The 21,562-nt window shown below is 44.7% G+C and carries 18 protein-coding genes and 1 other RNA gene; 11 read left to right on the top strand and 8 right to left on the bottom strand.

Annotated elements, in window-relative coordinates; translation table 11 throughout:
* The 4 genes from nagB-II (at nt 1) to ACXACS_RS07290 (ending at nt 4,512) form a co-directional block, all read left to right on the top strand.
* Nucleotides 1-1,002, top strand: a complete 1,002-nt coding sequence (gene nagB-II / locus ACXACS_RS07305) for a glucosamine-6-phosphate deaminase NagB-II (RefSeq protein ID WP_474805408.1) — start codon at nt 1-3, stop codon at nt 1,000-1,002.
* A gap of 2 nt (nt 1,003-1,004) precedes the next feature.
* Nucleotides 1,005-2,132 (top strand): N-acetylglucosamine-6-phosphate deacetylase, encoded by a 1,128-nt coding sequence (gene nagA, locus ACXACS_RS07300; protein WP_474805407.1) that lies wholly within the window; start codon nt 1,005-1,007, stop codon nt 2,130-2,132.
* Between the two features lie 121 nt (nt 2,133-2,253).
* Nucleotides 2,254-3,570, top strand: coding sequence for a sugar MFS transporter (locus ACXACS_RS07295; protein ID WP_474805406.1), 1,317 nt, complete (start codon nt 2,254-2,256; stop codon nt 3,568-3,570).
* A gap of 93 nt (nt 3,571-3,663) precedes the next feature.
* Nucleotides 3,664-4,512 (top strand): LysR family transcriptional regulator, encoded by an 849-nt coding sequence (locus tag ACXACS_RS07290; RefSeq protein WP_159117926.1) that lies wholly within the window; start codon nt 3,664-3,666, stop codon nt 4,510-4,512.
* A gap of 51 nt (nt 4,513-4,563) precedes the next feature.
* Here ACXACS_RS07290 and ACXACS_RS07285 read toward each other — a convergent pair whose 3' ends face one another.
* From ACXACS_RS07285 to ACXACS_RS07250, 8 genes are all read right to left on the bottom strand, one after another.
* Entirely contained in the window at nt 4,564-5,496 is a 933-nt protein-coding gene (locus tag ACXACS_RS07285; protein ID WP_474805405.1) for an exopolyphosphatase, read from the bottom strand.
* 165 nt (nt 5,497-5,661) lie between these two features.
* Nucleotides 5,662-6,705, bottom strand: a complete 1,044-nt coding sequence (locus ACXACS_RS07280) for an MBL fold metallo-hydrolase (protein WP_474805404.1) — start codon at nt 6,703-6,705, stop codon at nt 5,662-5,664.
* Between the two features lie 81 nt (nt 6,706-6,786).
* Complete coding sequence (locus tag ACXACS_RS07275; RefSeq protein WP_474805403.1) at nt 6,787-7,662, bottom strand: EamA family transporter; 876 nt, start codon at nt 7,660-7,662, stop codon at nt 6,787-6,789.
* A gap of 51 nt (nt 7,663-7,713) precedes the next feature.
* Nucleotides 7,714-9,264, bottom strand: a complete 1,551-nt coding sequence (locus tag ACXACS_RS07270) for a M28 family metallopeptidase (protein WP_474809228.1) — start codon at nt 9,262-9,264, stop codon at nt 7,714-7,716.
* Between the two features lie 335 nt (nt 9,265-9,599).
* Nucleotides 9,600-10,772: an FAD-dependent monooxygenase gene (locus ACXACS_RS07265; RefSeq protein ID WP_474805402.1), complete on the bottom strand. Its 1,173-nt coding sequence runs from the start codon at nt 10,770-10,772 to the stop codon at nt 9,600-9,602.
* Nucleotides 10,759-12,150: an FAD-dependent monooxygenase gene (locus tag ACXACS_RS07260; RefSeq protein ID WP_474809226.1), complete on the bottom strand. Its 1,392-nt coding sequence runs from the start codon at nt 12,148-12,150 to the stop codon at nt 10,759-10,761. Before ACXACS_RS07260 ends, ACXACS_RS07265 begins: the two co-directional genes overlap by 14 nt.
* A gap of 42 nt (nt 12,151-12,192) precedes the next feature.
* On the bottom strand, nt 12,193-13,506 hold the full coding sequence (pepP, locus tag ACXACS_RS07255; protein WP_474805401.1) for a Xaa-Pro aminopeptidase: 1,314 nt from the start codon (nt 13,504-13,506) through the stop codon (nt 12,193-12,195).
* A 75-nt stretch (nt 13,507-13,581) separates the two neighbouring features.
* Nucleotides 13,582-14,148, bottom strand: coding sequence for a UPF0149 family protein (locus tag ACXACS_RS07250; protein WP_179984225.1), 567 nt, complete (start codon nt 14,146-14,148; stop codon nt 13,582-13,584).
* Between the two features lie 532 nt (nt 14,149-14,680).
* Here ACXACS_RS07250 and ssrS point away from each other — a divergent pair.
* The 7 genes from ssrS to serA all read left to right on the top strand — a co-directional run bounded on the left by ssrS (nt 14,681) and on the right by serA (nt 21,421).
* Nucleotides 14,681-14,863: non-coding RNA, 6S RNA (gene ssrS, locus ACXACS_RS07245), on the top strand.
* Nucleotides 14,864-14,884: 21 nt separating this feature from the next.
* On the top strand, nt 14,885-15,781 hold the full coding sequence (locus tag ACXACS_RS07240; protein ID WP_474805400.1) for a ribokinase: 897 nt from the start codon (nt 14,885-14,887) through the stop codon (nt 15,779-15,781).
* A 22-nt stretch (nt 15,782-15,803) separates the two neighbouring features.
* On the top strand, nt 15,804-16,745 hold the full coding sequence (locus ACXACS_RS07235) for a nucleoside hydrolase (RefSeq protein ID WP_474805399.1): 942 nt from the start codon (nt 15,804-15,806) through the stop codon (nt 16,743-16,745).
* 60 nt (nt 16,746-16,805) lie between these two features.
* The gene (locus ACXACS_RS07230) at nt 16,806-18,434 is read left to right on the top strand and encodes an ATP-binding protein (protein ID WP_474805398.1); all 1,629 of its coding nucleotides are present in this window, start codon (nt 16,806-16,808) and stop codon (nt 18,432-18,434) included.
* Nucleotides 18,435-18,465: 31 nt separating this feature from the next.
* Nucleotides 18,466-19,110, top strand: a complete 645-nt coding sequence (locus ACXACS_RS07225) for a 5-formyltetrahydrofolate cyclo-ligase (protein ID WP_474805397.1) — start codon at nt 18,466-18,468, stop codon at nt 19,108-19,110.
* 89 nt (nt 19,111-19,199) lie between these two features.
* Nucleotides 19,200-19,856, top strand: coding sequence for a ribose-5-phosphate isomerase RpiA (gene rpiA / locus ACXACS_RS07220; RefSeq protein WP_474805396.1), 657 nt, complete (start codon nt 19,200-19,202; stop codon nt 19,854-19,856).
* Nucleotides 19,857-20,191: 335 nt separating this feature from the next.
* Nucleotides 20,192-21,421 carry a phosphoglycerate dehydrogenase gene (gene serA, locus ACXACS_RS07215; protein ID WP_474805395.1) on the top strand — a complete coding sequence of 410 codons (1,230 nt, stop codon included), beginning with the start codon at nt 20,192-20,194 and terminating at the stop codon, nt 21,419-21,421.
* Nucleotides 21,422-21,562 lie beyond the last annotated feature (141 nt).

Here is a 21,562-nt window from a genome sequence, read left to right as displayed (position 1 = left end):
ATGGCTTATGTGACCAAAATGGCGTCTGAAGCAACAGAAACGCCGCAAGTGCTGAAACGACAACTAAACAACAATAGCCATATATATAACAAACTATCTGAAGAGATAGAAAAGCACGATCCAGAATTTGTGTATATTATTGGTCGCGGCACCTCAGACCATGCCGGCGTGTTTGGAAAATACCTGATTGAAACTGAAATGGGGCTGCCCGTTGCTTCTGCCGCGCCATCGGTAAACAGCGTTTTCGGCAAGTCCCTTCGATTAAATAGAGCACTGGTTTTTATCATTTCTCAATCGGGCAGAAGCCCAGATATACTTGCACAAGCCAAAATGGCAAAGGAAAAAGGTGCGCTTTGTGTTGCGCTGGTAAATGACGAGTCATCACCAGTTAAAGATATTGTAGACATATTTATACCACTTTGTGCCGGGCCAGAAATTGCCGTTGCCGCCACCAAAAGCTATCTGGCGACCTTGTATGCGTTATTAAGCATTGTTGCAAATTTCACTAAACGCAACGATCTTCACGAAGCTTTACTTGCCCTACCTACACAATTAGAGTCGGTAATAACTTCCCCCTTTGTACTTACCGCAGAGCACTTAGCTCCGCTTGAACGATGCGTTGTACTAGGCCGCGCTTTCGGTTACGCCATATCCAGAGAAATAGCGCTTAAAATGAAAGAAGTCTGTGGAATACAGGCTGAGGCTTTCAGTAGCGCGGAATTTCTTCACGGGCCCATATCCCTTCTAAACCGCAAAACAGCTATTATCGATGCCCATATTCCTGACGCTTCAAGTGCTGTACATAAGTCACAAATTGAAGAAGTGATCCGCAGAGGAGCACAAGTTTTCCCTTTATTTGAGGTACCATTGGATGTGCATCCTCTCACATCGGCGCTCATTGTTATGCAACGTTTTTACTTAGATATTGAAAAAGCTGCGCGCGAGATGGATATGGATCCAGACAGCCCTATCGGACTTAAAAAAGTAACGGAAACCCTCTAGCAATGAAATCTTATTTTGCCAAACTCCTTTTTGACGGCTTTTCATTTCATTCGAACGTGCGCTTTGAAGTGATTAACAACCGAGTGTCCGCTTTCTGCGCAGGCAGCGTGGATGATAGCAATGCTGAGGTCATCCATGAGCTAGTCATACCCGCCATGGTAGATGTTCAGGTAAACGGTGGAGGCGGCGTTCAGTTTAACGAATCGCCTACAGTATCTACGCTTCAGCAAATGGCAGAGGCCTTTTTAAAAGTGGGTACGGGCAGCTTAATGCCAACCATTATCACTGACGACATCGACGTTATGAATAAAGGCGCTGACGCTATAGCGTTAGGTCACAAATGGGATCCAGGCGCTATCCCAGGTGTCCACTTTGAAGGGCCTCACCTCAGCACAACCAAAAAGGGCATGCATAGTTCAAAGCACATCCGATCACTGAGCGACAAAGAGTTGGCCTTATTTACTCGAAATGATCTTGGTAAAGTAATTGTCACGCTAGCACCAGAAGCGGTCTCGCCCTCAGATATTGAGACCCTAACCAATGCAGGCGTAATTGTGTCCATAGGCCACACTAACGCCACCTCCAACGATTGCTTTGCCGCTTTTGATGCGGGGGCTACCGGTGCTACACATCTTTTCAATGCCATGTCACCGTTTACCAGCAGAGAGCCTGGTGTGGTTGGGGCCTCACTTTACACAGATGATGTCTATTGCGGACTAATCGTTGACCATCATCACGTTCATCCTGTGTCAGCGTCATTAGCAATAAAGCTCAAAGGTGATGAACGCTTAATGTTGGTAACTGACGCTATGGCGCCGGCCGCGAGTGACGTCGACCACTTCGTCTACCAAGGCGTAAAAGTCATACGTAAAAATGATACGTTACGTCTTGATGACGGTACGTTAGCGGGTTCGCTATTAACGATGGAGAAAGCTATCCAGCATACGCATTTCGACCTAAGCATTGATCTGCAAGCAACACTGAAAATGGCAACGTCTACCCCTGCTTCATTTATAAAAAGCGACGCGAACATTGGAACGTTACGCACAGGTTCTTTCGCTAACTTCATAACGCTAAATAAAGACTTAAGGGTGACACGCTGTTGGCGCAATGGCGAAGTCGTCCGGTAGGTATGCAGCTAATATGCATAGCCCGGTATTCTTTTGAACAACAGATAATACGTACTCACAAAAAATTAAAATATTAAGTAAGCAATACAGTGAAATAAAAACATTATAAGAAGGAAACGTGATGCAAACTGCAGTTAAATCCCCCCCGTCGACGATACTCCCCATGGCAATAATCGGCACATTGTTTTTCGTTTTTGGTTTTATCACATGGTTAAATGGAGCACTCATCCCCTTCTTGCAAATTGTTTGCAATTTGAACGGAACAGAAGCACTGCTAATCGCGTTTAGTTTTTATATCGCATATGTTGTTATGGCACTTCCTATGTCATTCGTGCTCAATAAATTGGGCTATAAAAACGCCATGACTTTCGGGCTTTTATTAATTGCTGCAGGGTGCTGTTTATTTGTTCCTGCCGCTAAAACGCAAACATTCATATTATTTATTACAGCTCAGTTCATCGTCGGTTCCGGTTTAACTATTTTACAAACCGCATCAAACCCATATTTAGTAAAAATTGGGCCGTCAGAAAGTGCGGCAGCAAGAATATCCATTATGGGTTTGTTAAATAAAGGAGCTGGCTGGCTCGCACCAATGGTGTTTATTGCTCTTGTACTCGGTGACTTATCAGGTATCACCGAACAAAGTATCGCTGCATTGCCAGAAGCTGAGCGTAATGCACAAATACAGCAATTAGCACAAAGCCTTGTATTGCCCTACTTAGGTATGGCCGCAGCGTTAGTATTACTTGCTGTTGCGCTAAGCTTTTCTGGCTTGCCTGAATTGGACCTTGATGTTGAGGATAAAAAACTCGCTGAATACGGAAAAGGTAAAGGCTCAGTATTACAATTCCCTCAGCTAGTATTAGGTGTAATTGCACTTTTTTGTTATGTAGGCGTAGAAGTTGTTGCCGGAGATACCATTGGTCTAGCGGGCTCGCAACTTGGCGTTCCGGGAGCACTAGGGCTCACGTCATACACCATGTTTTTTATGGTCATTGGGTACAGCCTTGGTTTAGCGCTTGTGCCCCGAATTTGCACTCAGCACCAATTACTTACTCTCTCTTCAGTTTTAGGTATTGTTTTGTCAATCGGTATACCGTTCACTAACGCTGAAAGCCACGTCTTTGCAGGTTTTCTGTGGGGTTGGACAGGTATTGCAACGCTTCCTGATCCTATTACTCTTATTGCACTTTTGGGACTTGCTAACGCCATTGTTTGGCCTGCAGTTTGGCCTCTAGCATTAGAGGGGCTAGGTAAATTCACTGCTCGCGGTTCTGCACTCTTGATAATGGGTATAGCTGGAGGAGCAATTATTCCGTTACTATTCGGATTTGCGGCTGACCACTTCGGCGTTTTAAATGCTTATTGGACAACGATACCTTGCTATGCCTTTATTCTTTTCTATGCGCTGAAAGGGTGGCGTCTAAGAGAATGGTAATTTAGGCGACGACTTGGTGGGTTTAACATACGCATAAGTGGTATTCTTGATTGATGTGTTTAATAACGGTGATATCGGAACCCATCTTTAACAATGAAGCAGCTTTCTCTAGATACTTTACGCACCTTTGTTAGCGTTATTGAACTTGGTGGCTATGCAAAGGCGGGCGACTTTTTAGGTCGTTCTCAGCCTGCTATTAGTTTGCAAATCAAAAAGCTTGAATCGCAGCTAGACCGAAAGCTATTTACTAAAGTGGGTCAGCGCCATGTACCTAGCGCCGATGGAAACTGGTTGTACCCAAAAGCGAAAGAACTGTTAGAACTTAACGACAACATTTTTAGAAGCCTCACTCCTGCACCACTTAGCGGCAGGTTACGTTTAGGCATCCCCAACGAGTTTGCCTCTACGCTACTGCCTGGCCTAATTGGTGAGTTTTCAAAGCGCTACCCTGATGTATCGTTAGAGGTAACGTCTGCGCTAAGTCGCGATCTGCTTCATCCGTCTCAACGAGATCACTTCGATTTAATTCTGGCACTTGTTAATCCAGATGAAGAAACTGAGGGCGAAGTTGTTTTAGAAGATGACGTGGTGTGGGTTGGTGATACGTCTCACCCGTTAGTGGGGAATAACATTCCACTAGTGCTAGCGCCAGATGGCTGCATGTATAGAAGCCGAGTAATCGAACAGCTAAAGCAGCAAACGTTTGCTTGGAAAATCAGCTACACCAATGCAGATTTAGGCGGATTGGTTGCCGCCATTCAGCAAGGCCTTGGCGTGACTGCATTAGCAAAATCGAGCCTACCGGCTAACTTAGCCGTACTGAACCACCCGCACCTGCCTAAGTTAGGCAAGGTCAACATTTGCCTATTTAACCAAGACACACAACACCCAGTTATAAGCAAAACACTCGCCGAATTCTTTAAAGTGCGCCTAACCCAGTAAAAAAGGGGTCAGAGTACTTTTTCTGCCCCTTCTTCCGTGTGCTAATTTGCGTTAGCCGTCGCTTGTGATGGTGTCGATAATCTCAGCAAGCACAGTCTCTGCTTTGCTGGTTTCAACTTGGCACGTGCCTGCGTTCATATGACCGCCGCCACCGTACTTCAAACATAACTCACCAACATTTGTTTTTGAACTGCGGTTAGTAATAGACTTACCAATCGCGAACACCACGTTCTGCTTTTTAAGCCCCCACATTTTGTGAATAGAGATATTGCAGTCGGGGTACATTGCGTAAATAACAAAACGGTTTGTAGCGTAAATGGTTTCTTGATCTGTTAAGTCGAGCACAACGAGGTTGTCGTGTACGGTGGAGCACTTAGCAATTTGTGCCTTCGCCATTTCGTTGTGCTCGTGATACAAACTTACGCGCTCAGCAACATCTTCCATTTGCAGTATTTCTTCAATACTGTGGTCTTTGCATGCATCTATTAGCTTCATCATTAGCTGGTAGTTAGAGATCTTAAAATCTCTGAAACGGCCAAGCCCAGTACGCGCGTCCATAATGAAATTCATAAGCACCCAGTCGGTAGGCTCTAAAATTTCTTCTTTTGAAAACTGCGCAGAATCACCTTTATCTACCGCGTCCATCATATCTACTGAGATATTAGGAAATTTATCTGCACCTCCGTAATAGTCGTAAACAACACGGGCAGCAGACGGCGCTTCTGGATCGATAATATGATTTTCGATATCGCTGTCGTTTCGTACGGTTTCGCTAAGGTGATGGTCAAAGGCTAGATAGCAGCCTGCAACGTAAGGTAAGTTGGTGGTAATGTCGTTCTCGGTGATGTCTATTTTGCCGTCTTGCATGTCTTTAGGGTGCACAAACAAAATATCATCAATTATGTCTAAGTCTTTCAGTAATACTGCACATACTAGCCCGTCAAAATCACTTCGGGTAACTAATCTAAACTTTCGTTCTGACATCACGTGTTTCCTTTATTAACGATTATCAAGTAAGTGTAACAGCTAGTAAAAATTTTGAGAGATTACCTATATAGATTTTGATTACAAAGTCGTAAAACGCGACGAAAGTATAACTAAAGGCCTGATTCCTCAAATGTTTACTTACTTCACTATTCCAAAAGGCTATTAGAAGATAAGCGATTGGCCTTGTGTGGCTAATATAAAATTAAAGCCTAGTTTATTAGCCTGCTCTAGCTCTTTTGATATGACAGAACGCGGGTTTTCTCCTGCTTTTAAACTGTACTTGATGTGGCTTATCACAATATTTATGACTGGAACCTGACTTTTATCTTCAACTAGTTCGTAGAAGCGAGTAAGTTCTTGCATCAACCACTTAGGTGTAAGGTGTCCGAACAACAAATTGTCAGGGCGACTGTTATCAAACGACACTTCAATAACCATGCCTCTTAGCGTTTTGTTTCGCATTTGCTGTGCAAGATAGCGCCATATTACGCCCAGCTTGCCTTCTTTTTCGACATCGTCCGGGCCAGTATCACCAAAATAAACAAACATATCGTTGTCACTTTCAATAGCGAAAGCCGTCGATTCTAAGGGATGACTTAAACTAAAAGGGGTTACCGTTAAATTGGTGCCTTCAATGGCAGTGGTATGTTGCGGAGCCAAGTCGATAACATCGTATTTATTCAGCTTTGGCTCTATACCTCGATTGGTAAAGTTTGCCCATGCCTGCCAATTGAAATAGGTCGCCCCCATGGTGTCGTTTACTGACTTTAGGGCATAGATTGGTTTATTGTTGTCATCTGGTGAAGCTATGAGTAACCCGGCTACATGATCTAGGTGACCATGGCTAATCAGGTATGCAGCAACGTGATTATGCAGTACATTGCCATTGGCTCTCAAGTTATCGTCGGGCTTGCTTTTTAAGTGGTCAAAAGCCCCTTCTTTTAACGCAATATCAATACCATTAACTATGCTTCCGGCGTCTAGAGCAACATAGCGCTCCTCTTCTAAACTTCGCAGTAAAAATGCGCTCAAATTACCGTCTTTAATACCGCCAGTATCGCCCAATGTAACAAGTTGAAATGCAGGCTCTACATCGTTTTTTCTTGCTTCTAAGGCAGTGTTATTTTGCGCTTCACTGTCATCCACTGAAACGGTGCTGCAAGCGCTTAGTACTGAGAAAATCAAAAGACCCAATAGATGTTTCAAAATTTTTTATTCCCATTAAAAATATCTGTTTCTTACCTTCTTAAAGCTAAGCAAAAAACAAAAAAGACAAGCTACATAACATCAAGCCCACATCACCATAATAGCGGCAGCGCCGATTAAGAGCAGCCCAGTAATTTCGCGTTTTGTAACTGCGTTTTTTAGCCAAAAATGTGAGAGTACTAAAGTGAGTAAAACCTCTAGTTGCCCAAGCGTTTTCACTAGCGCCACATGTTGTAGCGCCATAGCTGTAAACCAGCATATAGAGCCTAAACAGCTTACTGTACTTATCGCTAGCACCTGCTTCTTAGCGCTCACTAGTTGCTTAAACACGAAGGGTTTGGTTAATGCTATGTATGAACTTAAAGCTACCGTCTGAACGCACAGCACCCATAATAAAACCCATGCTGCGGCTACTGTATGCTGAATATTAAGCATGTGGCTAGCTTCGCGCACTAGAAGTGATGTCAGCGCAAAGCAAGTACCGCAAGCTAGACCGATAGCCATGGTTTTCACACTAATACCATGGAGTCGGTTACCGCTGCTAAGCACGAATACAGCTATTCCACCTATGACTATGCCAGCCCACCCAAGAGGTGTTAGGTAACTACCAAAAAACAACATACCTACCACACCCGCCACTAAAGCTTCACTTTTAGCCAAGCCTGCTCCAATAGCAAAGTTCTTTTGCTTAAACAAAATCACCATTAAAGAAGTGGCTGCTATTTGAAGTAACGATGCAAACAGCACTACTACCATGAAAGAATATGAGAATTGAGGTAGTTGACTGTCAGTACCATTAAAAAGTATGAGCAGGTAGACAAGGGCAATTGGCGGAGCCAAGATAAAACGAGATAGCGTAACACCCGAGGTGTTAACTGAACCACTCAGTCTGCTTTGCAGCGCATTACGCACGGTTTGCATGATAACCGCGCCCAATGTAAATAAAACCCAACTCATTAGCGTTGCTTTACCTTCAAAGTTATTTTACTACCTGCCTTTCGAGCTTTTTTATTTGGCAGTGGTTTCGCTACCAGATAACGCCTGTAGACGCTTTGCTTTGAAGTCACTTTCGCGCTTCCAATAAGGCCATACATCGCCTTGAGCATAATGAGTAAGCATGGTCCCGATAAGAGATAGGTCTTGTTTAACGCCACCTAGTGTCCAGCTTGGAAGATAATCATCATCTGCTTTGTGATAGCGTTTAGCGATAAAGCTTGGGTCGGTATCGCCTAAGCTCATGAACAAAATAGAGGGCACGCCCTGTTTAGCAAGCGCGAAATGGTCTGAGCGGAAGAACAGGCCATTTTGAGGGCGCGGGTCCATCTTAACGGTTCGCCCCTGTAACGCTGCTGCCGTAGCTAAATCATCTTCAATAGATAAATAGCCTTCGCCATACTGCAAGATATAATCAACATCATCGTTTACGTTCATACCGTCGATATTTAAAAACGCCACCATGTTCTTGGTAGGTACAGGGGGGTTATTTGCAAAATAATCAGCACCCAGCAGCCCCGTTTCCTCTGCGGTAAACGCGCTAAACATTAGCGTACGCGCAAAGCCTTCTTTGTGCTTTGATAGCGCATCTGCCAGCGTTAGCACTCCAGCTGTGCCAGACGCATTATCTACCGCACCATTGTAAATAGTAGTCTTGCCGTTCTTCTCTACTTTACCAAGGTGGTCCCAATGAGCGTGCAGCATTACCCACTCTTCTGGCTTTGAGGTGCCTTCTAAAATACCGGCAACATTCTGCGATTCAGCATGCTCTATAGAGTTAGCGAAACTTAACGATGCTGTAGTGTTTAACGGGATAGGCGTAAAGCCGGGCGTAGATGCTTTTCTTTTAAGCTCGCCGTAATCTAAACCTGCTTTTTCGAAAAGCTGCCTAGCGGCATTTAGATGAAGCCACCCCATTACGCCTACTTGTGACGCATTACCATTGTCATCGACTAGGCTAAATTTGGTATTAGAATTTGAGTTTTCGACTACGCCCCAGCCGTAACCCGCAGGCATGGTTTCATGAACAATGAAAACAGCTTCTGCGCCTTGCCTAGCGGCCTCTTCGTATTTGTATGTCCAACGACCATAATAGGTCATCGCATTGCCTTGAAATAAATTTGGATCTTTAGATGCAAAGCCCGGGTCGTTTACCAGCATTACCACCGTTTTTCCTTTTACATCAAGGCCAGCGTAATCATTCCAGTTATACTCGGGCGCATTTATACCGTACCCCACGAAAATCAAGTCACTATCAGTTAGTGAGTATTCATTTACTATACGTTGTGTTCGAGCAGTAAACTCGCTTCCCCCTTCAAAAGAAAGGTCGCCAATGTTTAATGTGCTCATGTTGCTGGGCGTAATTTTTGCGAGCGGCACAGCTTGTGTATAGCTGTCACCAAAAGCCGGCTTCAGCCCTAACTTCTTATACTCTGCTACCAAGTAGTCTACGGTTTTTTTCTCGCCTTTTGATAAAGGTCCTCGCCCTTCGAACTCGTCACTAGCCAATGTTTTAACGTGCTGACGATACACATCTAAATCGATAGAAGCGCTACTCAGCGACATCTCTACGTTTTTTGCTGTAGCCGACGAAGGCTCAACCGAGGTCAAGCTGGAACTAGTGACGTCAGCATTCGCCGAACCAGTAAGTAAAGTAGAAGTAAGTAGAGACGCTGCGCATGCAAAGGAAAAGGCGCGATAAGGTTTGCACAAGAAAGTAAACATAAGCCATTGCTAGAAATAAAAAAAGGATACCGAAGAGTATCCTTTACCGCCGACTATCTCAACGCCAAGAAAGGGGTCAGTGTACATTATTAGCTTTCCCTACTTCAAAACTGGAGAAATGTACTCTGACCCCATTATTGACGTTCGGAAATGTACTCTGACCCCATTATTTGGGTTTAAAGGCCCATGGCGTGGCTGACAAAGGCATTTTTGATGGTTGTGAGTTTGTCTGTAGCTGAAAGTCCTATACCGCGTACTAGTTTTTTTATAGGGTCGTTGCCGTCGAATAGGAATTTGAAGCCATCCATTGCTGCTATCATTTTTGTGGCTTCTGTTTTGCGGCTTCGCTCGTAGCTGCGCAGGTGCTTGTACAAACCTATGTCTTTACCGGTAGTACTCAGGCTGCTTAGTAATTCAGCTAGCGCTAGGGCATCTTGCATTCCTAAGTTAGCGCCCTGTCCGGCTAGCGGGTGAATAGTATGCGCTGCATCGCCCACCAGCACTACCCCATCTTTGGCCCATTGTCTTGCATAGCGCATGGTTAATGGAAACGCGGCCCGCTCGGTTTCAAGCGATATTGTGCCTAGAACACTATTACTTGCGGCAGTTAAAGCGTGACAAAAAGCGTCGTCATCCAGTGCCATTAGCGCGCTTGCTTGCCCTGGAGTTTGCGACCACACAATTGAGCAAACATTCGGTTCGGCCATTGGAAGTAACGCAAGTGGCCCTGTGGGCGTAAACGCTTGGCGCGCCACATTGTTGTGTGGTTCGTCGGTTTTGATATTAGCGACTATGGCCGTATGCTCATAATCTTTAAAGGTAATTGGCAGGCCAGCCTGCTTTCTTACAAAAGAGTTAGCGCCGTCTGCGCCAACAAGCAACCTGCAGCTTAGCACGTCGTCGTTGTCTAACATCAGCATGGTTTGATTAGGGCCAGCAAGCACCCTTTCAATACACGCAGTAATCAACTCTACATTAGGCTGCGATTCCACAGCTTTAGACAGTGCATTAACTAAAGCTTGGTTTTCTACAATCACGCCAAGTGTATCGCTTCCCATTTCGTCACACGAAAAATGTATATCACCAAAACTGTCTTTGTCCCACACATGCATAGCGGTGTACGGGTTGGCGCGATCCTGCTGTAAATGAGGCCACACATCAAACTGTTGCAGCGTTTTAATATTAGCCTGATTGATTGCGCTAACACGCGCCGTTGGCTTGCCTGCAAGCTCCTGATAACAAGGCGACTTATCAATAACTGCTATATTTAGTTCACTGTCTTTTAGCGCTGCGGCTAGGGTTAACCCTACAATTCCACCGCCCACTATTGCTATATCAACATGCTGCATTGTTATCTCTATTTCCGTGTGGTGTTACGCCATAACCTGTTGTGTGCTTTACGAAGGTTTTCTTCGCTTGCGGCATCATACTTAGTGCCAGCAAGGAAACGTTTCGGCCTATGACGGTAGGAAAATACTGGTTGGAGAAAGTTCGCACTAGGGTATCGGTAAGCGCAATCGTGTTGTCTCGGTCTTTCTTACGCTCGTTCGCATAGCGCTGAACGATATTAAATGCCCCAGCATCAAAGTGGTCAGCACCGCTTTCCGCTTGCCTTTCTTGATTGCTTTCTTGCTTCAAAGCTTGCGACCTAGAACGCTCAGATACAGCACTTTTTAGTACGGATTCTTTTTTCAGTACAGAAACGAGTGCACTCAAATCGCGTAAGCCCAAGTTGAACCCCTGCCCCGCTATAGGATGTAGCGCCTGCGCAGCGTTCCCCACCACTACCGTTCGGTGGCTGGTAACTTGTTGGGCTTTAGTCAGCGCTAAGGGATAGCTAGCCGTATCACTCACTCTTAGTATTTTGCCCTGCCGATAGCCGAAGGCTTGTTGAAGCGCGTTAATAAACGACGCTTTATCCATTTCCATAAGTGCTTGAGCGGCTTGGGTTTCTAGCGTCCATACCACTGAAAAACCATTGCCCTTTGCCTTTACGCCGTCAATTTCACTATCGAAGGGTAAAAAAGCAAGAGGGCCAGAATCGGTAAAGCGTTCGTACGCTTTGTTTTCATGAGGCATTTGCGTATGCACGTTAAATACAATGGCGGTTTGGTGATAATCACTGACTGTTTTGGCAATACCCACACGCTCGGCTAAACCTGAACGCCCGCCATCTGCAAGTATTAGCAGCTTAGTGGTTAGCACCTCCCCGCTATCTAGCAACACGTCTACATTGTCACGGTGCTGCTCAACACCGGTCACTTTTGCTGGTGCTATGTGCTGATACGCAGTACTCGCATTTGCTGCTAAGCGCGTTAGCGCGCTTAAACTTACCACCTGGCCAAACGCGTCGATGTGATAATCTTGGCTATGCAGATTTAAAAGACCAAGGTGGCCCTTATCGCTCACTTCTATCTGCTTTATTTTAGGAGGTAGTTCGCCGTTGTGCTGCTTGGCTAAGTCGTCAAGGCTTAAACCAACATCGGCTAATTCGTTAACCGTACGTCTTGCTAACGCAATAACTCGTGTATCGGTAAACGGGTTGAAATCATTGTAGGAGGGTGAGGTTTCTTTTGGGTCTGCAGCGTCAATAAGCGCAACATTCAATCCGCTTTTTTTACCTTCGGGCGTTTCAATAGCAATGTCTTCGCAAAGTGCTTTAGCAAGCACGGTTCCTACAATCCCACCACCGATAATAACTACATCAACCGCTGCCGATTCCACTATATTTGTCTTCCCGTCGCTCTAACTTTTGCGCTTTTTATTGTTTTAGTTTTTCGCCATTAGTGATTCGATTTCGTCAATCTCTTTAGGCACGTCGGATGTCAAAATTTCAACACCCGATGCTGTGATGACCACATCATCTTCTATGCGAACACCTATCCCCTTGTACTTGTCAGGTGCCACACTTTCTTGACTGATATAAATACCCGGCTCTACTGTTATAACCATTCCTGGCTTTAATGGTCGGTCTTGGCCGTCTATTTTGTAGTTACCTACGTCGTGCACATCTAGCCCTAAAAAGTGACCTAACCCGTGCATGTAGAACTGGCGCCAGCTTTCGTTCTCTAAGTTTTCTGCCACACTACCTTCTAATATACCAAGGTCAACTAAACCTTCGGTAATAATTTCTGCGCTGTGTAGCATTGCCTCGGAAAGCGTGACGCCGGGCGCTAGCATATCCAATACGCTTTTTTGCGCCTTCAATACAACGCTGTAAATTTCACGCTGAGCATGACTAAACTTACCATTTGCAGGAAATGTTCGAGTAATGTCTGCAGCATAGCCTTGATATTCTGCGCCTGCGTCGATCAAGATCAAATCACCATCATTTACCTGTGCGCTGTTTTGCGTGTAATGCAAAATACAGGCATTGTCACCGCTTCCTACAATAGTGCTGTACGCAGGCGAACGTGCGCCAGCCATAGCAAACTCATGGTGAATTTCAGCTTCTAACTGATATTCAAAACAGCCAGGAGAAGCAAATTGCATAGCGCGCTTGTGAGCTCGGGCACTGATTTCCCCCGCCGCTTTCATCATTGCTACTTCGCAGGCTGATTTAAACAATCGCATTTCATGAAGCTGTGGGCGAAAATCGTGTATCGCGCCAGGCGCTAATGATTCTTTTGGCGCTTCACGCAAAGAATTTAGGGCTTCGGTAAATAATCGGTCGTGACGTTTACTGTGACCTAAAGCGAAGTAAACATTGTCTTGCCCTTGAATAGACGCCAATAAGGCTTCTTCTAATTCATGTGTTTCAAACGCTTCATCTAAGCTAAATCGGGAAAGCGCAGCTTCAGCACCGAGGCGCTTACCGTGCCAAATTTCAGCGCTTTTGTCTTTTTCCTGAACCACCATTGCCCGATAGCTCTCGCCGTAGCGAGGGTGATTAGACAATATCAACCATGCATCAGGCTCTTCAAAACCCGTTAAATACCAAAAGTCGCTATCTTGCCTAAAGGTATACTCGGTATCTCGGCTTCGCGTTACCAGCCCAGCGGCAGGTACTATACATACACTGTTTGGTTGGCACTGCGCCAACAGCCTGTCTTGTCTGGCAATAAACTCTTGAGCGCTAATCATAAACTAGAAAACCCTAACTAATTCACTGTAAAGTGAGCCGATTAAACAGCTGCTACTTTTAACTTTCCCTAACTACTAGTGTACGGATGGCGTGTCTTGTTGATCATCAAGAAGTGATTGACCAAGTTCACTGAAGCATAAAATAGCTGAGATTTTCACGTATTCTTCCACTTCAAAAAGCGCTTTTTCAGATTCTTCATCAGCATCCATTGGCTCTTCCATACGAGAGATATCTGAGAAGTCTTCAAGGGCTTCTTTAACATCGTCAGAGCACTGCACAAGGTCCTGCTGATGTAAACCGAAACCAAGCATAAAACCCTGCACCCAGTTGATAAGCGCAGCGCCGCGGTCGTTGATAGGCGCTTGGTCTTCTGGAAGTAGCAAGCTAAGCGCAAATTCAGGCTCTAATAACTGCTGACAGGTTTGATTGAAAAGCGTATTGAGAAGGTGTTGAGTTTGGTCGCTGAACGCATCACCTTGGTTGATGGTTTCGCTAAGGGCTTCAAGCCACTTTTGGTCGGTAAGCGACATGCCACCACAAAGCATTCCGGTTAGAATGCCGTGTACTTCTGCCGCATCTACAATGATACCTTGCTGTGACAATTTATTAGTTACGCTATCGTAATCGAGCTGTTTTTCCACGATTCGTTCTCTTTGTTTAAGATGAGTTGAGTTTTCACAGCCCTTTTTGATTTCGGCCGTTACTCCGTGATGGCGTTAATACTAGCAAAAATCAATATACAAAGCCCACTTTTGACAATTTAGCGTGTAGTGTTTGAACAGCGCATTTATAGTAAAGATTATACTTTGTACAACAAACTCATACATTGTTTACTGACTGTTCAAACAACCGCGAATTGGCGTTAATTTAACGAAATGCACGCTGCTATCCCTAGTAACGAACGCATAATTAATCTAAGATCATCATTGCTGGATACGGAATTCCTCTCGCAGCAGTATTTAAAAGACTTTTAAGTTTGTAACTAAATTACCTGTTTGGTTATTATTGAGCTTATCTTGTATGCGTGTATAATTACTGACCAATTGGTCAAGAAAATAGTATTTTTTTACCGCTTTTATATTCACCACGCAAAAATAGTTATAAAGCGCGTTAGGTGATCCTCTTCACTGGATCTCGCGTTTGTTATACCCTGTTGCGTTAATACAACAACAATGTTTCCTGGGATGTTTGCTAGTTCATTCATGTCCCTGGCCGATGCTTTAAACCTAGGAAGTTGAAACAGCTGCTATTGTGCAAGCTCGACGCGTATCGAGAAGCCTACGGCAATTGTGATTCTTCCGCCCTGAACTTTTCGGTTCACGGGCGAAACATGGACAGCGGCATTCTGGGAAGCGCCCTCTTTCGACGGAAGAAGAAATGGCAATAATAAATTTTGGCTCTATAAATATTGACCACGTTTATCAGGTAGAACACTTTGTGCAACCTGGAGAAACGTTGGCCTCAACCCATTACCAAACACTGCTAGGTGGTAAGGGTGCAAACCAGTCGATTGCTTTAGCGCAAGCAGGTGCAGACGTACGTCACGTCGGCAGCATTCACGAAAACGACGCCTCTTTCAAGCAAGCCCTTATCAAAAAAGGGGTAGATTGCCGTGGTGTTAAGTGTTCAGAAGTTCCTTCTGGTCACGCTATCATTCAAGTTACGCCTAGCGGCGAAAATGCCATTGTGCTTTTTGGTGGTGCTAACCAAACCATTACAGCAAAAACGGTAATGCAAGCGCTAGACGATACACGCCCTTCAGATTGGGTACTAACCCAAAACGAAACCAGCAGCATTGAAGAAGTACTTCGCCAAGCGAAAGAAAAACAGTTGAAGGTTGCCTTTAACCCTGCGCCTATGAGCGAGTCGGTTAAACAGCTACCACTGGAATGCGTCGATTTACTTATTGTAAATGAAACAGAAGCGGCAGCTATAACTGGCAAAGAAGAATTTGAAGATATTGTGACAGTGTTCAAAGAACAATGGTCACACTGCGAAGTTATCATTACACTGGGTAAAGCAGGCGTAATGATGCTGCGTAAAGACGACGTCATAGAAGTAAACGCTTTTTCTGTAGATGCAGTTGATACAACTGCGGCAGGCGATACCTTTATCGGTTATTTCTTATCTGCCTACAGTAACCACACCGATGCTAAACAGGCGTTGCGTCGTGGCTGTGCCGCCTCTGCGATTGCAGTAACTCGTGAAGGCGCAGCACAGAGTATTCCAACACAAAAAGAAGTGGATCGTTTCTTAGCGAAACACGCCAACTAGCAAGACGCACTGAGAAAATTTGATGGCACATAAGATCATATTAGATACGGATCCGGGGATTGATGATGCAATGGCGATTTTTTTCGCTTTCCAATCACCAGACATTGAAGTACTTGGTTTAACCACAGTTTACGGGAACGTTCCGGTAACAATGGCTGCGCAAAATGCGCTTACCCTTTGTGAAATTGCCGGTAAAGACATTCCTGTAACCAAAGGCGTAGGCATGCCGTGGGTAGGCCCTGAGTCTACCTATGCACACTTTGTGCACGGCGAACACGGATTCGGTCATATTAAACCTGAAGCGCCTAAGACGGAACTAGACCCTCGCAGCTCTGCGCAGTTTATCGTAGACATGGCGCGTAAGTACCCAGGCGAAATTACATTAGTGGCTATTGGTCCATTGGGTAACTTAGCCCTAGCCCTTCGTCTAGAGCCTGAGCTACCTAAGCTGGTTAAAGGCGTTAGCATTATGGGTGGCGCTGCGTTTGTACCTGGCAACGTTACGCCTGTAGCAGAAGCAAACATTTGGAATGACGCCCACGCAGCAGAAATCGTATTTGCGGCAGATTGGGAATTGACTATGTTTGGTTTGGACGTGACGAACTTCACGCCATTCTCGCCAGCTTTTGTTGAAAAACTTGAAGAGAAAAACAATACCCTTGGTGGCTTTGTGAAGGAAAGTGCTCAGTTCTACATGGACTTCTACTCACAAAACCGTGAAGACCGTGTATGTTTCTTCCACGATGCATTCCCAATTGCTCACCTTCGTCACCCAGAGTTATTTGAACTGACTGAAGGCCACGTTCGCGTTGGTACTGGCACGCTGGACAGAGGCCAAACGGTGGTTGCGCCAACTGGTACAACACCTAGCCCACTATGGAATGAAGCAAATACCATAAAGGTAGCGACTAAAGTTGACCATCAAAAACTGGAACAACTATTCATAGACACCTACGCTTTGTGATATGTTTAAGGGATTGTTAATGAACAATCCCTTTTTTATTTCAGCGTTAGGTTTATATAGATGGAAGCAGCTGCACTCCCTGAAAATGAAGATGAACGTCTTGCCGAACTACTCAGCTACGATGTTCTTGATACTGAAGCGGAGCAGCTTTTCGACGACCTTACCACGTTAGCTTCTCAAATATGCGAAACCCCTATTGCACTTATCAGTCTTATTGACCCTGACAGGCAGTGGTTCAAATCTCGCGTTGGTCTAGATGCTGAAGAAACATCTCGCGAAATAGCCTTTTGCTCCCACGCTATTTTGCAAGAAGAAGTGTTTGAAATCCCTAATGCCACGTTAGACCCGCGATTCCATGACAACCCTTTAGTAACTGGTTCGCCAGATATACGCTTTTATGCAGGTGCGCCACTCATTACACCATCAGGCCACGCTATTGGTACGCTTTGCGCTATCGACCGCAAGCCTAGAACGCTAACTGAAGCACAAAAGACGTCGTTACAGACGTTAAGTAAATCAGTGGTAGCACATTTAGAGCTTAAGCGGAAAAACCGTGAACTTGAACGTACTAGCCAATTCAAGTCTGATTTCCTGTCCTATGTTAGCCACGAAATCAGAACACCACTTAATGCTATAAACACGTTCAGCCGTCTTCTTGAAGGCGAAGCTAAAAAGTTAGATCTCCCCCCGTCTTTTACCACCCCGCTTTCACATGTAAGCCAAAGCGGCGAAAGGCTTCTAGAAATTGTAAATTCGGTGTTAGATATCAAGCAAATAGAAGCCGGTAAAATGCGCGTAATGGCACGAGCGGTGAATACAAGCGACTTCTTTACACATCTTTTTTCGTTAACTAAGATTCGCGCCGAAGACAGCGGTATTACCTTTTCCACCAGCATTGATAAATCGGTGCCCGACTCGCTATTTTTTGATGACACCAAGTTTGGACAGGTTGCACTAAATTTACTGTCTAACGCCATTAAATTTACCAATAAAGATAAGTCTGTAAGAGCGCAAGTAAAATACAAGGGTGGAAAAGTTATATTCAATGTCATAGATGAAGGCATTGGTATTAGCGAAGACGATCAAAAGCGACTCTTTGAGCCTTTCGAACGGATGGGTAACGCGCAAGAGATTAGTGGAACTGGCTTAGGCTTAAATATATCCAGGCGTCTTATCGAGCTTATGGATGGGACGATTAAAGTTAGCAGTAAATTAAATCACGGTACCCGCATAAGCGTAACCTTGCCCGCCGATGCGCTAAGTGCGAATCAGTTCGTTGAGGCACAACCACAGAGCTTTGTAGCACAAGTTAACATTGATAAATCTGCAAACGTGTTAGTGGTTGAAGACCACTATATAAACCAAGTGGTTATTCAAACCGTGTTTGAAAAATTAGGCGTGGCGCTTTCTGTGGTAAGCACAGGTGAAGAAGGGGTTGAATACGCTAGATCTAATCCTGTCGACCTAGTGCTAATGGACCTTAACTTACCCGGCATTCAAGGCGACGAAGCGACGGCACAGATAAAAGCTCACAAGCCAAGCTTACCTGTTGTAGCATTAACCGCTGACGTAATAACTGAGTCAGAGTATTTGCGAGAGCGAGGTCTTGATGACGTACTAACCAAACCCATAGACAATAGTGAGTTGGTTCGTGTACTGAATCACTATTTAGGGCAGAAGAACCACTAACGGCCCTTCACGCCAAGCAAGGTTGCCCAATATGCAAGTAAGCGTTTCACCAGAAAAACAGCAAGCTAGAGCCCAACTTCGCAAAAAGCTTCGCGAAGCACGCCGTAGTTTACCTGATGAACGCCATGAAGACGCTGCCCAGTGCATCGCCGCTCAGCTAAACACCCTCTCCTTTGTTAATAGCGCAACTACTGTAGCCGGGTACTTGGTTAACGATGGCGAAGTAAACTTAAAATACTACATCGAATCAAATTGGCAGCTCTCGCGCAAACAATTCGCATTGCCTGTGCTACACCCTGTATGCAAAGGGCACTTGCTTTTTTTATCTTATACCCCCGATTCTTTGTTGATTTATAACAAATATAATATTGAAGAGCCTGCATTGTCCTGTGAAGCTGTTATACCTGTTACACAATGCGATGTTATTCTTATGCCACTAGTGGGCTTTGATACCAGCGGTAACCGCTTGGGTATGGGTGGGGGCTATTACGACCGCACCTTAAGCTTTACACAACGCAAGCTGAATACTCAATCGGCCTTAAACCAGCATACGCCAAAATTGGTAGGTATCGCTCACGATGTGCAAGAAGTTGATGCCCTGCCCGTTGCCCCGTGGGATGTGCCGCTGGATGCTATCGTTACCCCTTCTCGCACACTTATATTCACTAAACCGTAATTTCACTATATCAAATTGAACCTATGAACTTATGGGTTCATGTGCACTTATAAGTTACACTTGCAAGCATAATAAGTTGGAGAGTAACCATGGATCAGAACGAAAAAAAGCAAGCCGTAGCCAAAGCAGCCATCGACTATGTTGAAGCAGACAGTATTGTCGGTGTGGGTACGGGCTCTACTGTTAATTTTTTCATAGAAGAACTGGGCAAAATTAAGCACAAAATTGAAGGCGCGGTTTCAAGTTCAGAGGCATCTACCGAGCGCTTGAAAGCCTTGGGCATTGAAGTTTTCGAGTTAAATGAAGTTAGCAACCTTTCAGTTTATATTGACGGTGCCGACGAAGTTACCGAACACAAGCACATGATTAAAGGCGGCGGCGCCGCTCTGACCCGCGAGAAAATTGTAGCCGGTGCCGCTACCACGTTCGTTTGCATTGTAGATGAAAGTAAGCGCGTACCTGTTTTAGGTGACTTCCCACTTCCTGTAGAAGTTATTCCAATGGCTCGCTCTTTTGTCGCTCGCGAACTGGTAAAACTGGGTGGCGACCCCGAGTATCGACAAGGCGTTGTGACAGATAACGGTAACGTTATTTTAGATGTTCACAATCTTGAAATACTAAACCCACGTGAGTTAGAGCAAAAAATCAATAATATTCCGGGCGTAGTAACTAACGGTATTTTTGCGCTACGTGGCGCAGATATCGTGTTAAGTGCAACCGACAATGGTGTTGAAACCTTTAAGTGATACGGGCGGCTTAACCGCCCCTATTCTAGTGTTTTGTTGAAAAGCTAAGCGAAATACTGCTTTTAACTTAGCGCGTTTTCTGTTAATTTCCGTTTAGACGTCTAGATGTCTTAATTAATGATATTTTTGCAGCTAGATGTTTATGTTGCTTAAGGTTATGAACCTTTTTTATTAGAGCAATTAGCGTAACTAAAACGCTAGATAGCAGGCGCTAAACCAAGGCTCTGTTGCAAATAAGGTAGTGCATCTTTAAATGTTAGCTACTGAGAATTTATGAGATGCTATGGTTGGCACTGCCAGAAACCCCAATTAAATCAGCGAGAGATAGCGAGTTCATGAGCAAAGTTTCATTAGAGAAGGATAAAATCCGAATTTTGTTGTTGGAAGGTGTTCACCAAAGTGCTTTGGAAACACTACAAAGCAATGGGTATAGCAACATTGAATTTCTCAAAACCTCTCTTCCTGAAGATGAGTTAATTGAGAAGATTAAAGACGCCCACTTTGTTGGTATTCGTTCACGTACACAGATTACCGAGAAAGTAGTTGATGCGGCACAAAAACTTGTTGCTATTGGTTGTTTCTGCATTGGTACCAACCAGGTTAATCTTGAAGCTACGCAGCGCCGTGGTATTCCCGTTTTCAACGCGCCTTTTTCTAATACTCGCTCGGTTGCAGAACTTGTTCTTGGGCAAATTATTCTTTTGCTTCGCCAAGTGCCTAGCAAAAACGCCAAAGCTCACCGCGGTGAATGGGAAAAAACCGCAGTAGGTTCGTACGAAGCTCGCGGAAAAACTTTAGGTATTATCGGCTATGGCCACATAGGTACACAGCTAAGTATTCTTGCTGAGCACCTTGGTATGCGCGTTCAATTCTTCGATATCGAAGACAAGCTAGTGCTGGGTAACTCAGCTCAGGTGAAGTCGCTTGAAAAGCTACTTAATACCTCTGATGTGGTATCACTACACGTTCCCGAAACGCCGCAAACCCAAGATATGATTGGCGAAAAAGAGCTGTCTCAAATGAAGAAAGGCAGCATTCTTATTAACGCATCTCGCGGTACTGTGGTTGATATTGACGCACTTGCCAAAGCACTGGAAAGCGGTCACCTTAATGGCGCAGCAATTGATGTATTCCCAGTAGAGCCTAAGTCTAATACTGAAGAATTTGAATCGCCGCTTCGCGCGTTCGACAACGTTATTCTTACGCCACACGTTGGCGGAAGCACGCAGGAAGCGCAAGAAAACATTGGTATTGAAGTAGCGGGTAAGTTAGCAAAATACAGCGATAACGGCTCTACGTTGTCGGCAGTTAACTTCCCTGAAGTATCACTGCCTGAGCACACAGGTCGTTCGCGTTTGCTGCACGTACACAAAAACCAGCCGGGCATTCTTACGCAAATTAACCAAGCCTTTGCGGAAAAAGACATCAATATTGAAGCTCAGTATCTACAAACTAATGCTGAAATTGGTTATGTAGTAGTAGATGTTAAAGAAGATCGTGGCTATGAAGCACTAGCAGAACTTCAACAAATAGACGGCACTATTAAGACCAGAATCCTTCATTAAACAAAACGTTTAATAAAACACTTGCTTGATATTTAGTTAAAAAAAACGCTGCAAATTTGCAGCGTTTTTTTGTATCTGTACTTTTGTTTTACTTAGCAATGCACTGGTTCTAGCGCCTATTCCAACAACACTATGGCATCA

This window comes from Alteromonas sp. AWM4_230 (genome assembly GCF_056158305.1).
Note: the sequence above shows the minus strand (reverse complement) of the source record. Positions and strands in the feature narration are given on the sequence as shown.

What these genes read in the sequence shown, in the direction of transcription:
- nagB-II (WP_474805408.1), top strand. Translation starts at nt 1, where the DNA reads ATGGCTTATGTGACCAAAATGGCGTCTGAAGCAACAGAAACGCCGCAA.
- nagA (WP_474805407.1), top strand. Translation starts at nt 1,005, where the DNA reads ATGAAATCTTATTTTGCCAAACTCCTTTTTGACGGCTTTTCATTTCAT.
- ACXACS_RS07295 (WP_474805406.1), top strand. Translation starts at nt 2,254, where the DNA reads ATGCAAACTGCAGTTAAATCCCCCCCGTCGACGATACTCCCCATGGCA.
- ACXACS_RS07290 (WP_159117926.1), top strand. Translation starts at nt 3,664, where the DNA reads ATGAAGCAGCTTTCTCTAGATACTTTACGCACCTTTGTTAGCGTTATT.
- ACXACS_RS07285 (WP_474805405.1), bottom strand. Translation starts at nt 5,496, where the DNA reads ATGTCAGAACGAAAGTTTAGATTAGTTACCCGAAGTGATTTTGACGGG.
- ACXACS_RS07275 (WP_474805403.1), bottom strand. Translation starts at nt 7,662, where the DNA reads ATGAGTTGGGTTTTATTTACATTGGGCGCGGTTATCATGCAAACCGTG.
- ACXACS_RS07270 (WP_474809228.1), bottom strand. Translation starts at nt 9,264, where the DNA reads ATGTCGCTGAGTAGCGCTTCTATCGATTTAGATGTGTATCGTCAGCAC.
- ACXACS_RS07265 (WP_474805402.1), bottom strand. Translation starts at nt 10,772, where the DNA reads ATGCAGCATGTTGATATAGCAATAGTGGGCGGTGGAATTGTAGGGTTA.
- pepP (WP_474805401.1), bottom strand. Translation starts at nt 13,506, where the DNA reads ATGATTAGCGCTCAAGAGTTTATTGCCAGACAAGACAGGCTGTTGGCG.
- ACXACS_RS07240 (WP_474805400.1), top strand. Translation starts at nt 14,885, where the DNA reads ATGGCAATAATAAATTTTGGCTCTATAAATATTGACCACGTTTATCAG.
- ACXACS_RS07235 (WP_474805399.1), top strand. Translation starts at nt 15,804, where the DNA reads ATGGCACATAAGATCATATTAGATACGGATCCGGGGATTGATGATGCA.
- ACXACS_RS07230 (WP_474805398.1), top strand. Translation starts at nt 16,806, where the DNA reads ATGGAAGCAGCTGCACTCCCTGAAAATGAAGATGAACGTCTTGCCGAA.
- ACXACS_RS07225 (WP_474805397.1), top strand. Translation starts at nt 18,466, where the DNA reads ATGCAAGTAAGCGTTTCACCAGAAAAACAGCAAGCTAGAGCCCAACTT.
- rpiA (WP_474805396.1), top strand. Translation starts at nt 19,200, where the DNA reads ATGGATCAGAACGAAAAAAAGCAAGCCGTAGCCAAAGCAGCCATCGAC.
- serA (WP_474805395.1), top strand. Translation starts at nt 20,192, where the DNA reads ATGAGCAAAGTTTCATTAGAGAAGGATAAAATCCGAATTTTGTTGTTG.